Source organism: Halomonas sp. 18071143 (assembly GCF_019211725.1).
GTDB classification, from domain to species: Bacteria; Pseudomonadota; Gammaproteobacteria; order Pseudomonadales; family Halomonadaceae; genus Vreelandella; species Vreelandella stevensii.
The window spans coordinates 2,036,402-2,051,494 of record NZ_CP078120.1; the positions used below are offsets into that span (position 1 = coordinate 2,036,402).

Annotated in this window: 14 protein-coding genes; 4 read left to right on the forward strand and 10 right to left on the reverse strand. The window is 60.6% G+C overall.

The features are described 5' to 3' along the window. Positions 1–2 precede the first annotated feature (2 nt). From dcd to cobA, 4 genes are all read right to left on the reverse strand, one after another. Positions 3–569, reverse strand: a complete 567-nt coding sequence (gene dcd, locus KVY02_RS09490; RefSeq protein WP_039182260.1) for a dCTP deaminase — start codon at positions 567–569, stop codon at positions 3–5. Between the two features lie 11 nt (positions 570–580). Then, complete coding sequence (apbC, locus tag KVY02_RS09495) at positions 581–1,381, reverse strand: iron-sulfur cluster carrier protein ApbC (protein WP_081139003.1); 801 nt, start codon at positions 1,379–1,381, stop codon at positions 581–583. Between the two features lie 153 nt (positions 1,382–1,534). Continuing rightward, positions 1,535–2,353: a hypothetical protein gene (locus tag KVY02_RS09500; RefSeq protein ID WP_081139001.1), complete on the reverse strand. Its 819-nt coding sequence runs from the start codon at positions 2,351–2,353 to the stop codon at positions 1,535–1,537. Between the two features lie 180 nt (positions 2,354–2,533). Beyond that, complete coding sequence (gene cobA / locus KVY02_RS09505; RefSeq protein WP_081139000.1) at positions 2,534–3,367, reverse strand: uroporphyrinogen-III C-methyltransferase; 834 nt, start codon at positions 3,365–3,367, stop codon at positions 2,534–2,536. A gap of 273 nt (positions 3,368–3,640) precedes the next feature. On the opposite strand from cobA, the gene KVY02_RS09510 reads away from it, so the two are divergent. The 4 genes from KVY02_RS09510 (at position 3,641) to KVY02_RS09525 (ending at position 7,816) form a co-directional block, all read left to right on the forward strand. Beyond that, on the forward strand, positions 3,641–4,552 hold the full coding sequence (locus tag KVY02_RS09510; protein WP_081138998.1) for a GGDEF domain-containing protein: 912 nt from the start codon (positions 3,641–3,643) through the stop codon (positions 4,550–4,552). A gap of 30 nt (positions 4,553–4,582) precedes the next feature. Next, entirely contained in the window at positions 4,583–4,921 is a 339-nt protein-coding gene (locus tag KVY02_RS09515) for a 4a-hydroxytetrahydrobiopterin dehydratase (protein ID WP_081138997.1), read from the forward strand. After that, positions 4,922–6,112 (forward strand): amino acid aminotransferase, encoded by a 1,191-nt coding sequence (locus tag KVY02_RS09520; RefSeq protein WP_081138995.1) that lies wholly within the window; start codon positions 4,922–4,924, stop codon positions 6,110–6,112. Between the two features lie 219 nt (positions 6,113–6,331). Continuing rightward, positions 6,332–7,816, forward strand: coding sequence for a uracil permease (locus KVY02_RS09525; RefSeq protein ID WP_081138994.1), 1,485 nt, complete (start codon positions 6,332–6,334; stop codon positions 7,814–7,816). Between the two features lie 13 nt (positions 7,817–7,829). Here KVY02_RS09525 and KVY02_RS09530 read toward each other — a convergent pair whose 3' ends face one another. The 6 genes from KVY02_RS09530 to purF form a co-directional block, all read right to left on the reverse strand. Further along, positions 7,830–9,161, reverse strand: coding sequence for an MATE family efflux transporter (locus KVY02_RS09530; RefSeq protein WP_081138992.1), 1,332 nt, complete (start codon positions 9,159–9,161; stop codon positions 7,830–7,832). Positions 9,162–9,270: 109 nt separating this feature from the next. Beyond that, positions 9,271–9,855 (reverse strand): YceI family protein, encoded by a 585-nt coding sequence (locus KVY02_RS09535; protein WP_081138991.1) that lies wholly within the window; start codon positions 9,853–9,855, stop codon positions 9,271–9,273. Positions 9,856–9,924: 69 nt separating this feature from the next. Then, positions 9,925–10,500, reverse strand: a complete 576-nt coding sequence (locus KVY02_RS09540) for a cytochrome b (RefSeq protein ID WP_081138990.1) — start codon at positions 10,498–10,500, stop codon at positions 9,925–9,927. A gap of 68 nt (positions 10,501–10,568) precedes the next feature. Further along, positions 10,569–12,017, reverse strand: a complete 1,449-nt coding sequence (locus KVY02_RS09545; protein ID WP_154487592.1) for an IS66 family transposase — start codon at positions 12,015–12,017, stop codon at positions 10,569–10,571. Positions 12,018–12,277: 260 nt separating this feature from the next. After that, complete coding sequence (locus KVY02_RS09550) at positions 12,278–13,477, reverse strand: O-succinylhomoserine sulfhydrylase (RefSeq protein WP_100731242.1); 1,200 nt, start codon at positions 13,475–13,477, stop codon at positions 12,278–12,280. Between the two features lie 89 nt (positions 13,478–13,566). Further along, positions 13,567–15,087, reverse strand: a complete 1,521-nt coding sequence (gene purF, locus KVY02_RS09555) for an amidophosphoribosyltransferase (protein WP_218313420.1) — start codon at positions 15,085–15,087, stop codon at positions 13,567–13,569. Positions 15,088–15,093 lie beyond the last annotated feature (6 nt).

A 15,093-nucleotide genomic window follows, 5' to 3' on the forward strand; every position in this document is an offset into this window, starting at 1 on the left:
CATCACGTTCTGGGCAAGGTCACCCCACGCTGCCCCATGTACTTGCCGCCACGATCCTTGTACGAGGTTTCGCAGACCTCGTCGGATTCGAGGAACAGCATCTGGGCAACGCCTTCATGGGCATAGATCTTGGCAGGCAGGTTGGTCGTGTTGGAAAACTCCAGCGTCACGTGGCCTTCCCACTCCGGCTCCAGTGGCGTCACGTTGACGATGATGCCGCAGCGCGCGTAGGTCGATTTGCCCAGACAAATGGTCAGCACGTTACGCGGAATACGGAAGTACTCCACCGTGCGCGCCAGCGCGAACGAGTTGGGGGGAATGATGCACACGTCCCCTTTTACATCGACAAAGCTTTTGTCATCGAACGACTTGGGATCGACAATCGCCGAGTGGATATTGGTAAACACCTTGAACTCATCGGCACAGCGCACATCGTATCCGTAGCTGGACGTGCCGTAGGAGATCACCCGCTGATCGTTGACGTAGCGCACCTGCTCGGCTTCGAAGGGCTCGATCATGGCATCGCTCTGCGCCATACGACGGATCCACTTGTCTGATTTAATGCTCATCGGTTACTTCATCACTCGCTAAAGGAAATCGTCGGGCCACCGGATTGATGGGCATTGACGGACTGCGCCACCTGACGGGCAATCTCGGCAAACGTTTGGCTCACGGAACTCTCCGGCTCGGCAACCACGCTGGGGCGCCCGGAGTCGGCCAATTCACGGATCGACAGCGTCAGCGGCAGCCGACCCAGCACCGCCGTGTCATACTCTTCGGCAATGCGGTCACCGCCACCGGTGCCAAAGATCGCCGCTTCATGGCCGCACTGCTCACAGTGGTAAAGGCTCATGTTCTCGACTACCCCCAGCACAGGCACATTGACCTTGCGGAACATTTCGATGCCCTTGCGAGCATCCAGCAGCGCGATGTCTTGAGGTGTCGTCACGATCACCGCACCCGACACGGCCACTTTCTGCGCCAGCGTCAACTGGATGTCGCCGGTACCGGGCGGCATGTCGATCAGCAGGAACTCCAGGTTGTCCCACTGGGTCTGGTTGAGCATCTGCTGGAACGCCCCCACGACCATAGGGCCACGCCATACCATGGCATCCCGGGTATTGACCATGAACGCCATCGACATGGCCTGGATGCCATGCGCTTCCAGTGGCAGAAACGTGTTGTTCTCCCCGGCCTGAGGACGTACCCCTTCCTTGACGCCCAGCATCTGGGCCTGGCTGGGTCCATAGATATCGGCGTCCAGCACGCCCACACGGTAGCCCTGAGCCGACAATGCCAGCGCCAGATTCACGGTCACGGTCGACTTGCCGACACCGCCCTTGCCCGAGGCCACGGCCACGATATGTTTCACACCATCCATCAATGGCTCTCCCGTTGTTGAATACCTGCATGGTCTGGCGGGAATGATACTCCTCCACCGCCCATTTCTAAACCGACAAAAACAAAAGCGGGCATGGGAAGCCCCGTGCCCGCTCTTGGAAGAACACGATGGCCTCAGCCATCGGAACTCCGTTTACTGCGCTTGCGTATCGTCAGCGTCAGCGTCGTCGCCCTCGCTCTCTTGATCACCTGACAGGTCAGGCACCTCATCGTTGGCGGCGTCATCCACGTGCAGGCGGTCGCCTAGCGCGGCCAGCTCTTCACGCCATTCACGTAGCTGGGTTTCCAGCCGCTCCAACTGCTCTTCGCGAGTCTCGATATCGCGCTCGACGTTGGCGACTTCTTCGCGTCCGATGTCCAGCGCCACCATCAGATCATCCATTTCACTGCGCACCTGGCTCAGGCTCTCTTCTTCCTCTTCGCGCAGCTGGGTCATGGACTCGATCTCGGACTGCATCGCATCGCGCTCGCTGATCACGCTATCACGCTCCTCCTGCAGCGACTCCAGCTCGCTCTGCTGGCTGGCAATCTGCTCTTCCAGCTCGGCCAGGCGCTCGTTGGCCTCGTTGACCTGGGACTCCAGCTCTTCCAGACGCGACTGCACGGTACTTACCTCGCCCTGGGCGGAAGCCAGCGTCTCGGCGGCTTCCTCCTGCTGCTGCGCCAACAGGGCTATTTCTTCGCGCATGGCCGTCAGGTCGGCTTCGGCTTCTTCGACCTCAGCCAGACGCTGGCTCAGCTGGGCATTTTCCTGCTCGACACTATTCAGCTGACCTTCCAGCCGCTCGACGCGATCACGATGGGTGCCTGCATTGGACTGCGCCATGATGGCCCATATCACCGCAATGGCCGCGATACCGGCAATCCCCTTGACGCGGTTATCCTGAAACAACGTCTTCATATCGGGCTTGCCAGTGGGTGTTTGCGGCTTTGGGTGGTTTGTTTCTGACATGCTGCATCTCTCTCTATCGCCTGGCTGCTGGTAATAGCAACGTGAGTGACAAAACGTTCGATAGCATCAACGATCGTTTCTAAAAGTAGTCCCTATCAGCATACACAGCCACCCACATATCGCCAGCCGTCCAACGGGATAGCACGCTTTCTCTTGTTATCTACACGCATGGCAATCGCGTTATGGCCGCTGCACTTTACAAAAATGGCTATCTTCGCCAAACCCCTGAGCGCTCCCCTGCTCCGCCTCGAACCACGACAGCTGCGCATGCAGTGTCACCACGCTTCCCACGATCAACAGCGTGGGCGGCTGGATAGCGCCTTGCAGAAAAGCCGTGGGCAGATGACCCAGCGTACCCGTGTGGGTCTGCTGTTGACGCGTGGTACCTTGCTCGATCAGCGCCAGCGGCGTTTCTGGCGCTAGACCATGGGCCATCAACCCCTCGCAAATCGACGTCAAATTACTCAACCCCATATAGAACACCAGGGTCTGGCCAGGCTGTGCCAGGGTAGGCCAATCGAGGTTAAACTCGCCCTGCTGCAAATGCCCGGTCACGAAACGCACGGATTGCGCATGATCACGATGGGTCAGCGGTATTCCGGCATAGGCAGCGCAGCCAGATGCCGCCGTGATACCGGGTACGACCTCTACCTCAATACCCGCTGCCACCAGAGTTTCGAGCTCCTCGCCACCGCGACCAAAGATGAAAGGGTCGCCCCCCTTCAGTCGAACCACCTGTTTGCCCTGTCGGGCCCACTCCACCAGCGCTTGATTGATCCCCTCCTGGGGTACACTGTGGGATGAACGCGCCTTGCCCACATAGTAGCGCGCCGCTTCCGAGGGTAGCAGCGCGATGATTTCATCACTCACCAAGCGGTCATAAAGCACCACCTCGGCGCTCTTGAGCCGCCGGTAAGCTTTCAATGTCAGTAAGTCCGGGTCGCCCGGCCCTGCGCCTACCAGACTGACACGACCAGCACCTGGCTGGGAGCTCGTGGCTACCATGGTCGTCATCCCCCCTTCATGTATTGGCTGCGTGCCCAAAACCGCCACCAAAGTAATAAAAATAATGATTTATATACAAAAAAGTAATTTTAAACCGAATTGCTCATGCTGCACAGGCCAGACAACGCAAAATCACAAAACATAGAATTAAAAATATTTTTTTAATTCCAAAAAATTATCAATAAAAGACAATTTGTCAGCAATGGCTTACATCCCATTTACCTTTTTAGGGCTAATCTTTACGGCTAACTTATAATAGGCCTATCGTCTGGAGATTCACGCATGCCCGTGAATGAGGCACCCGTTACTGCAAATCCCGGCACCGTTGGCTCGGAAGAGTTGATCAGCAGTATTCCCGGGGTCATTTTTCGATTTTATCGCGCCCATAGCGGGCACATGTGCTTTCCCTATATGGAAGGCGGCGGCATGGCGCTTGCGTATATCGACAAGCATCAGCTTGCTGAAGATGCCCAGCCCTTGCTGGAGCAACTCACCGGCAGCGACTACCCCAGAATCATGTCAGCCATCGAGCGCTCGGCACGCTGGATGCTGCCGCTGACCACCCGCTTTCAGCTGCCCTTTCCCGAGGACAACCCGCGCTGGATTGCGGTCAGTGCCACCCCGGAGCCCTTGACCAACGGGGTGCGCTGGAGTGGCATCATGATGGACATCACCGAGCAGGTGCTGGAAGAGCAGCGCTTGCGCCGACTGTGCGACACCGACCCGCTGACCGGCCTCGCCAACCGGCGCAAGCTGATGCTGCAACTGACCCATTTAAGCTCCCTGAGCACGCGCCATGGCTCACCGCTGTCGGTGATGATGATCGATATCGATCACTTCAAGCAGCTCAATGACGCCTGGGGGCACCTGCAGGGCGACAAGGTACTCAAGCAGCTGGCCACATTGACCACGTCGCTGCTGCGCTGTGAAGACATCGTGGCCCGCCTGGGAGGTGAAGAGTTCATGGTACTGTTGCCGCTTACCTCGCTGCAGCAATGCCATGCGCTTGCCGACCGCCTGCGCAAAACCATCGCCGAGCACGATTTCGGCATTGGCCAGAGCAGCGTCACGCTGAGCATCGGGGTGGCGGAGTACCGCTGTGGCGAACCCCTGACCAGCCTGATGGAGCGCGCCGACCAGGCGCTCTATCGTGCCAAGGAGCTTGGCCGGGACTGCGTGCGTCTTCTACCCTGACGCTATACTGATCGCGCCCGGAGACCCACCATGCAAAGCCTCGCTCGCACTGCCTTCCAGTCCGTGTCGTCAGATGCCATGCCGCTCGCTCATGAGGCATGCCAACCCCATCTGGCCGCACTTCCAGAGTGGCAGATTATCGAACACGATGGCATCATGAAGTTGATGAGACGCTTTGCGTTTCGTGATTTCGCCGATGCGTTGGCATTTACCCAACGGGTCGGTGAGGTTGCCGAGCAGGCTGGGCATCACCCGGTCATCGTGACCGAGTGGGGGCGCACCACCGTGACCTGGTGGACACATACCCTGCGCGGCCTGCATCTCAATGATTTCATTCTTGCCGCCAGAACCGACGAGGTAGTCGAATAAATGTTTGAGCAAATTGAGCGAGTCCCTGGAGACGCCATTCTCGGGTTGATCGAAGCTTTCAAGAAAGACACCAATCCGCAGAAAGTGGACCTAGGTGTCGGTGTATATCGTGATGCAGCGGGCAATACCCCGATCATGCGCGCGGTCAAGGAAGCAGAAGCTCGCCTGCTCAAGAATGAAACCACCAAAACCTACATTGGCTCCCACGGTGCCCCCGCTTATGGCGATGCCGTGCTGCCCATGGTACTGGGTGCCGACTCACCGGTACTGAAAGCCAAGCGTGCCAGCGCCACGCAATCACCGGGCGGCACGGGCGCCCTGCGTCTGGCGGCCGATTTCATTGCCAGCCAGTTGCCCGGCAAAGGCATCTGGGTCAGCGACCCCACCTGGCCCAACCACCACGGCATCTTCACTGCGGCCGGCATTGCACTGCACAAATACCCCTACGTTGATGCCGAGAACCGTCTGGATTTCGCGGGCATGCTGGCAGCCCTCAAGCAGATCCCTGAAGGCGACGTGGTCGTGCTGCATGCCTGCTGCCACAACCCCACCGGCTTCGATCTTTCTCAAGCGCAGTGGCAGGAAGTCATGGCCGTTCTGCAAGAGCGCAAGCTGCTGCCGCTGATTGACTTCGCCTACCAGGGCTTCGGCGAAGGGCTGGACGAAGACGCCTACGGCGTTCGCCTGCTGGCTGAAAACCTGGATGAAGTGATCATCACCAGCTCCTGCTCCAAGAACTTCGGCATCTACTGCGAGCGCACTGGCTGCCTGATCCTGGTGGCCAAGGACGCCGAGCAGATGGAAAACGTACGCTCCCAGGCGGCCATCGTTGCCCGGGAAAACTACTCCAATCCGCCCGCCCACGGCGGCGCCATCGTCAGCGAAATCCTCCACGATGCCGAGCTGTCCGCCCTGTGGCGTGAAGAGCTGACGGAAATGCGCGACCGCATCAATACCCTGCGTCGCGATTTCGTCGAGGCACTCAAACCTTACGGCCTGGCGGAAAAATTCGCCTGCGTGGCCGAGCAGCGCGGCATGTTCTCCTACACGGGCCTGACCCCGGAACAGGTAGACCGCCTGCGTGACGAGTTCGGCATTTACATGGTGCGCTCAGGCCGTGCCAACGTGGCAGGTTTCTCCCACGAGAACCTCCCCTACCTGGCCAAGGCCATCGCGGCAGTCAACGACTGATCTCGCGCACTGACATATCACGCCCGGGCCTTGGCCCGGGCGTTTTTGTTTTCGAAAGATCAACCTCTTGAACAATGATGTGTACAATTGCGCCTTCGCCGCCAGAGCCTGGGGCGCCTGCGCGGCGTCCGTGACAACGCAACGCTTGACCGATTAGTCAAACATTCGGCACACTCAGCGTAGCCTTGTATACAACACACCATAACCGAGAGGCACAACATGGCGGCTGCCAGCACTCCCTACCCCTGGTACAAAAAAGAAGATACCGACGCTTTCTTTGCGCTGTTTCAGAACAACATCGCCAACTTCATCATTATCGCCATTACCATGCTGGGCATGGGTTTCCCTGCTTCCATCGTGTATGGGCAGGTGCTGCCAGGGGCGGCGGTCGCCGTCATGGTGGGCAACTTCTACTATGCCTGGAGCGCCGCTCGCTTGGCGCGCAAGGAGAACCGCAGCGATGTCACAGCGCTCTCCTACGGTATTTCCACGCCGGTGATGTTCGTCTTCCTGTTCGGGGTGCTGCTGCCCGCCAAACAGCTGACCGGCGATGCCGAACTCGCCTGGAAAGTCGCCGTGGCCGCCTGCTTCATCAGCGGTGCCATCGAAGCGCTGATCAGCGTCGTGGGCCGCTGGGTACAGTATCACCTGCCCAGAGCCGCCATGCTGGGTGCCGTGGCAGGCGTTGCGCTGACCTTTATTGCGGGTGAAATGCTGTTCAAGACGCTGGAAATGCCGGTGATTGGCCTGCTGGTGCTGGGGATCATCATCGTGGGCCTGGTCGCCAGGGTGAGCATGCCCTTCAAACTCCCCACCTCGCTGTTTGCCATCGTCATCGGGACGACCATGGCCTACCTGATTGGTGATGCAGGCACCGAGCGCTTCAGCGATGCCTTCACCCATCTTGGGTTCTACCCCTTGCTGCCCAATCTCGCCTGGTTCGAAGGGCTGGGCCTACTGTTCACCGGCATGCTGGCCGTCCTGACCGTGGTGCTGCCCATTACCCTGTACAACGCCATCGAAACCATGAACAACGTCGAGGCCATGGAAGCCGCAGGCGACAAGTACGATGTACGGGAGTGCCAGGCCGTGGATGGTGCAGGCACCATGATCGGGGCCTTGTTTGGGGGCGCGTTTCCTACCACGGTCTACATTGCCACGGTGGGTGCCAAGTGGATGGGCGCCGGGCGCGGCTACAGCCTGCTGAACGGCGCCGTCTATGCGCTGGCCACCATGTTCGGCCTGATTGCTGCACTGGCGGCCATCATTCCGGTCTCCGTCGTGGCGCCTATTCTGGTGTTCGTGGGGATGTCCATGATCGCCACTGCGTTCCAGGCCAACGATACCCGCTACTACCCGGCCATCGCCCTGGCGATGCTGCCCTACTTCGCCAATTACGTGATGACGCGCTTCAACCGGGGAGCCGGTGAGGTGGTCAGCGACATCTCCAGCGCCATCGTCGTGCTGGGGCAAGGCGCCATGTTCATGGCCATCCTACTGGGCGCCATGACCGTGTCGGTGATCGACCATCAGTTCCGCAGGGCAGCGGCCTTTGCCGCCATCGCGGCGGGCTTTTCATTCGTTGGCCTGATGCATGCCCCCCAGCTGGCCTTCAATGCGGCCCCCGACTTCGTCATGGGCTATCTCGCCATGGCGCTGCTGTTCCTGTATTTCTCATTTCAGGAATCACGTCGCCAGCACTGAACCCGTTGTCGGGTCATGACGCTCCCGCCCGCCGATGCGGGCGAGAGAGAATCCGCCGCAGCGCTCCCCAAGCCATCAGGCCTGCCAGCACATTCCCCAAAGCGGCGCCCGCAGCCAGCCCCGTCCAGCCAAACAGCTGCCCACCCACCCAAAGGCACGGCAGGTAGCACACGAACAGCCGCGCACTGGAGAGCAGCATGGCCCGCAGCGGCCAGCCCAGCGCATTGCCCGCCGAGACCACCAGCATGCATACACCCAGCGCCGCATAGCTGGGCAGTAGAAAACGTATCAGCAGCGCCAGCTCGCTCTGCACTTCTGGATTACCGGCCAGCGCCATGGCCACCCAGGGTGACGCCAGCGCCAACAACACGCCCAGCGCCAATTGCCAGGCCACGGCCACGGTCAGCGCCAGGCGCAACAAACGGTGGATCTGCTCCCACTCTCCAGCCCCATAGCAGCGCCCCAACCAGGGAGGCAGGGACATGGTCATGGCAAGAATCACCATCAGCGAAAGGGTTTCCAACCGGCTGGCCAACCCCCAGGCCGCGACCTGGGCATCCCCCAGCCCCGCCACCGCCGCAATCGCCAGCATTGCGGCCAGCGGCGGCATCAGCTGGCTGACCATGGCTGGCGCGGCAATGCCGGTGAAAGAGCGCCAGGAGCGTTTGGCCTCTGGCCACAGCGCGACCATCGTCGCCCACCCACGGCGATACAGCTTACGGCTGGTAAACCATAAGCCCACGGCAAAGGCGATGGCCGTGGCCCAGGCAGCCCCCGGCAACCCCCACCCCTCCCAGGGGCCTAGGCCAAAAATGAACAGCGGGTCCAGCACCAGGTTCACCAGGCTGCTGACCACCATCATCTTGCCAGGCAACCGAGTATCGCCGTGGGCGCGAAACACGCTGTAGATGAAGTAAAGCAAGGCGCCCAACCAGGCGGCGAACAGCTGCGGCGCCCAGTAGGCTCGAATGTGCCCTAGCGCACGCTGGTCGGCCCCCAGCAGGCTGAACAAGGGCTCCTGCAACGCCCAAAGCACCACGGCCAGCACACCGATGACCGCACCACTGGCTACCAGCACCAGGCTACTCAAGCGCCTGGCTCTGGCCTGCTCACCGGCCCCCAGGGCACGGGAGATGAGCGCCGCAATGGCAATGCCCATCCCCACCTGAATACCAATGATCAAAAACGACAGCGGAAAAGTGAACGACTGCGCGGCCAGCGGGGCCGTGCCCAGTCGCGCGATGAAAGCGCTGTCGACCAGCTGAAACCCCAGCAGCGCCAGAACGCCAATGGCCATGGGCCAGGTTTGGCGCCATAGGGTGATGGCCAACTCACGTTGTTGCATAGCGGCTGCCAACGGCGGCCTCCTTGGTGTATTGCTCGGTTGACGGGTGCCCTAAAACGCAAAAAACGCCACCACCCGTGAGGGTGGCAGCGCTTTCATCGGGCATCGCTTACTGGCGGATGCCTTCGAAGGTAACGTACAGCTCCAGCTCGTGCATGGCTTCCGGGAAGTCGCTCATGTCGATGCCGAAGTCACTCAGCGTCAGCATGGTGCTGCCTTCGAAACCGGCGCGGTAGTTACCCCAGGGGTCTTCGCCTTCGCCCATCAGGGTTACCGGCATTTCGATTTCCTGAGTTTCGCCATGCAGCATCAGCTCGCCGGTCACCACGCCTTCGTTGTCACCCGTGGCTTCGAAACCAGTGGACGTAAAGGTCGCCGTGGGGAATTCGCTGGCGTTGAGGAAGTCAGCGCTCAGAATATGACGATCACGCTCGGCATGGTTGGTGGTCAGGCTGTTGACCTGCACTTCCATGGAGACGGAAGACGCGTCCAGGTCGTCGGCATCGTAATGGAACTGGCCATCGAAGGTCTCGAAGCTGCCCAGAATGTAAGAGAAGCCCAGATGGTTGATCTTGAACTGCACGAACGCGTGCTGGCCTTCGATATCGATCTGATAGTCAGCCGCCTGCGCCTGGCTCAGGGGAACCAGAGCCGCTGCGGCCAGTGCCGTGGCAATCGCTGTCTTCTTCAACATTGCTATCTCCTCGCTTTCCTTGGTCAAGAGTGCGGATCCATCATGAGTCCGCGGTGAGTAGAACAGGGTTCAAATCTTTGGCTGGCCATGACGATTTGGCTGCCCATGGCGCGGGTTGATCATGCGGCGCAGCGTATCGTGCCCCAAGCGCCAGTGGTGAACCAGTGCCACCAGTGCATGCCCACCTGCCAATACCATGAGCACCAGCGCGCTGTACCAGTGGATGTCTCCCGCCACGCTGGCCTGATTGGGCAAGCCATGCACGATGGCGGGCGCATCGAACCAACCAAATACACTGATGGAACGGCCATTGGCGGTCGAAATCAGGTAGCCGCTGAACAGTACCATCAGCATCAAAACGTAAAGGGCTATGTGGCCAAGGTGAGCTGCCAGACGCTCGAACCGACCACCCTCTGCAGCCGGGCTGGGCTGTATCATGCGCCAGGCCAATCGACCGAAGGTGGCGATGAGCAGCAACACGCCCACCGAGCGGTGTATCCAGGGCGCCTGATTGTACCAGGGGTCGTAATAACCCAACCCGGTCATCCACCAGCCAAGCGCGAACAAGCCAATAATGGTCAGAGCGCTCAGCCAATGAAACGCGATACTGACCAGCCCCCAGCCGCTGCGTGTATTACGCCACATCCTTGATTCCCCATTGACGGCTGCATACTGCCCCGCAGCATGCTTCGTTTGTTATAAAAAATCAGTAACTATTCAGCACCGGTTGGCTGAGTCGGGGCTTCTTGCTGCATGAAGGCTGGCACCTCCCCCGCAAACAGTTGCTCCAGTGCGGTATGCGCCGCCACCCCTTGCTTGACGGCGGTCGAGAGGAAGCTGCGCATCCGGCAGAAGATCTCCGCCCCCTCCCAGGAGCGGAAACAGCCCGAGATTTTCTGCTGGACCTTGGTCATTCGCAGATCGCGTTCCCCCTGGTTGTTGGTGAAGGGAGCGGCAGGGTCGTCGAGGAAGCGCAACACGTCGTCCTCGTACGCCTGGAGGCGTTCCAGGAGGTTGCGCGGCTTGGTGCGCTTGGCCCGGCCTCGCGTTCCAGGTGGCGGTTTCACCGGCGGGGGGCACTCGGCGTCCCCTTTCGCCAGGCAATCTCGATAGCGCTGCCGCCAGGCTCGGGTCTCATCGGCCGAGAGGCAGCCGTCGGCCACCTCCACGGCGCGATGCATCTCCAACAACAGGTCATGCAAGGCCTTGGCCCATGCCTGGCCATCGTTCTCCCAGGCCGCTGTCAGCTCCCGAAGGTGGTGCGCATTACAGAGCGCGTGCCGGCAATCCGGATAGCGGTAGTAGGGCTTCCAGTGATCATGCACCAGCACGCCACGCACGAAGGGCAATACGCCGATGGCGTCCATCGCTTCCTGGCCGCGCTTGGGGTGCGGGGCCAACCAGGTCAGGGCCTCGTTGGAGGCGCTGTGTAGCCAGTAGCGTTTGCCACCGACCTGCATTCCGGTTTCATCGGCATGGACGGTGGCTGCTTCACGTAGCGCCGGGATCACCCACTCGGCGAACGCCTCGGCCCGCTGGTAGGCCTCCTGGTTGAAGGCGAACAGGGTGCCGGTGCTCAGCGACAGGCCGCACTGCGAGGTGAGCAACTCGCGGATACGCGCATAGGGCAACAGCTGATACTGGGAGAGATAGACGACATGCGCCTTGAGGCGAGGGCCATACTGGATGGGGCGAGTCACGCCCTCGGGGAATGGCGCCACGTAGCGTTGCCCCTGATCATCTTCGAGGACCTCAGCCTGATATTCGGTGACCACGGCCTGGATTACGATGTCCTGCACTTGGCGCGTTTCGACGCCGACCGGGCGGTAAGAACGCCCCTTGGGGAGTTGCCGACGATCGACACGGAGCTTGACCACCTCGTCGGGGTCCGTCACCGGCGCCAACGTCTTACCCTCATGCCCTGGCTGTCCGCCGGGGCGCCGCTCGCCTTTGGCGCGCGAGCGGCGCTGGCGATTGGGATCCTGGGACGGTGGCTTGCTGCTGTTGCGGCTACTGGTGGCCAGGCGATCGGCCATGAGCTTGACCAGCAGCATCAGCACATCGATGGCGGCACGCAGCGACGGCGAGACCGTCTGGTCTTCCTTGAGCTGCTGCCGGACCCGCTCCAGGGCCTCGTCGACGTTGATATCGCTGATGGTCATATCGCCGCATAGGTGTGCCGAATGATGCTGTGCACTATGCCAGAAAAATCAGGTGGTTGTCGACAGGCTATCCGCAACCACCTGAATAGTTACAAAAATCATAACCTTTCGAGTGGCAAAACACTGCTGAAAAAAGCAGAACGCATCGTTCGGAAAAACCGTTTCATCATGGCCACACCATGTCACTTTATGAAACGTTGGCGTGTATCGCCAATAAAAAAACCGGCCTAATGGCCGGTCAGTCGTCACAATATCGTACTTCAACGAGCAGCCAGCGCATCCAGGCCACGGGCCAGGTCACGCTGGATATCCGCCTGACTTTCAAGCCCGACGGCTACCCGAATCAGCCCCGGCGCAATCCCTGCGGCGGCCTTTTGTTCCTCGGAAAGGCGCCCGTGGGTCGTGGTGGCCGGGTGAGTGATGGTGGTTTTGACATCGCCCAGATTGCCGGTAATCGACAGCATGCGCGTGGCGTCGATCACCTGCCAGGCGCCCTCTTGCCCACCCAGCACCTCGAACCCCAGCACGGCCCCAAAGCCCTGCTGCTGGCGCTTGGCCAACGCGTGCTGAGGATGTGCTTCCAGACCGCTGTAATACACCCGATTGACGGCGGGGTGCTGGTCGAGCCAGCGGGCCAGGCTCAAGGCGTTCTCGCAGTGGGCTTTCATGCGTAGCGATAGGGTCTCGAGCCCCTTGGTGAAGATCCATGCGTTGAACGGACTCAGGCAGGGGCCGCAGGTCCGCACGACGCCATACACCTCTTCCAGCAGGTCATGACGCCCTACCACCGCGCCACCCACGGCGCGCCCTTGGCCATCCAGATACTTGGTGGCCGAGTGAATTACCAGATCGGCCCCCAGCGCCAGCGGCTGTTGCAGGGCAGGCGTGAGGAAACAGTTATCGATGGCCAGCAAGGCCCCGCTGCGCTTCGCCAACGCAGCCAGAGCCGGAATATCGGCCACTTCGGAGAGCGGATTGGACGGCGTTTCGGCGAACATCAGCCGAGTGGCGGGCGTTACCGCGGCCTCCCAGGCTGCCAGATTGGAGAGCTCCACATAGCGCGTGGTAATGCCAAACTTGCCCAGATACTTGTCGAACAGGCTGACCGTAGAGCCAAACAGCGAACGCGAGGCGACGATCTCATCCCCCGCCGACAGCAGTGCCAGGGCAGTGGAAAGAATGGCGGCCATGCCAGAGCTGGTGGCGACGCAGCGCTCACCGCCTTCCAGGGCCGCCAGTCGGCGCTCGAAGGTGTGTACCGTCGGATTGGTGAAACGCGAGTAGACGTTACCCGGCTCTTGACCACCGAACTTACGGGCAGCTTCGGCAGCACTCTCGTAAACAAAGCTCGAGGTGGGAAAAATCGGCTCGGCATGCTCCTGCTCAAACGTGCGGTGGTGCCCCGCGCGAATGGCGAGCGTTTCGAGCGACCACTCCTCCTGGTGATGATCATCGTGCATGGCAGCGCCCTCTTTTCCAAAACGTCCAGCTTCCATAACGCTCAATCCACTGGCAACTCCCCCGAGGAAAGTTGCCAGCGTATTCGCGCTCAGTCGTCCAGGTCATCGTCCTGATTGTGCATGTCAACCAGCGCATGGTCACCCGCGCTATTGTCCTTGGCCGCATCGTTACGGCTAGCCTCCAGTACCGCCAGGTAGGCCTCGTCGATATCGCCGGTAACATAGTTACCATCGAACACCGAGCAGTCGAAGGATTCCATCTCGGGGTTGACCTCGCGACAGGCGCTCTTCAGGTCTTCGAGGTCCTGATAGAAGATGCGGTCGGCGCCGATCAGCTGGCCGACTTCCTCTTCCGTGCGGCCATGGGCAATCAACTCAGTGGCCGCAGGCATGTCGATACCGTAGACGTTGGGGTAGCGAACCGGGGGCGCCGCCGAGGCGAAATAGACCTTGCGGGCACCGGCATCCCGGGCCATCTGGATGATCTGCTTGCAGGTGGTGCCGCGCACGATGGAGTCATCCACCAGCAGTACGTTCTTGCCCTTGAACTCGACATCGATGGCATTCAGCTTCTGGCGCACCGATTTCTTGCGCTGGGTCTGCCCTGGCATGATGAAGGTACGGCCAATGTAGCGATTCTTCATGAAGCCTTCGCGGTAGGTGACCCCAAGGTGCTGGGCCATCTCCAGTGCCGAGGTACGCGAAGTGTCCGGGATCGGGATCACCACATCGATATCGTGGTCGGGCCACTCGCTCATGATACGGTCGCCCAGCTTACGGCCCATCTGCATGCGCGTGCCGTAGACATAAGCACCATCCAGAATGGAGTCGGGGCGCGCCAGATAGACGTGCTCGAAGATACACGGATACAGCTCGGGGCGGTCGGCGCATACCTGGGTGTGAATCTGGCCCTGCATGTCGACGAAGATGGCCTCACCCGGCGCCAGGTCACGCGCCAGCTCGAAACCACCCACGTCCAGCGCCACCGACTCGGAAGCGATCATCACTTCCTGGCCGTTGGGGTCCTGGCGCGTGCCGAACACCACCGGGCGAATGCCGTGGGGGTCACGGAAAGCGACCATACCGAACCCGTTGATGATCGCCACGGCCGCATAGCCACCCTTGCAGCGGCGATGCACGCGACGCACCGCATCGAAGATGTCCTCGGCTTCCAGGTGAAGGCCTTGCTTGCCCAGCTCGTGGGCGAAGACGTTGAGCAGCACTTCGGAGTCGGAGCTGGTATTGATATGGCGCAGGTCCGTGGAGAACAGCTCCTGCTTCAACTGCTCGGAGTTGGTCAGGTTGCCGTTGTGGGCCAGCGCAATGCCGTAGGGGGAGTTGACGTAGAACGGCTGAGACTCGGCCTCACTGGAGGAGCCCGCCGTGGGGTAGCGCACGTGGCCAATGCCCAGGTTGCCTTTCAGGCGCGCCATGTGGCGAGTATGGAAAACGTCACGGACCAGGCCGTTACTCTTGCGCAGTAGGAAGCGTCCCTCGCTCCAGGTCATCATGCCGGCAGCGTCCTGGCCGCGATGCTGAAGTACGGTCAGGGCATCGTAGATTCCCTGATTTACCGCCTGCTTGGCCAGAAGGCCCACTATACCGCACATTCCAGT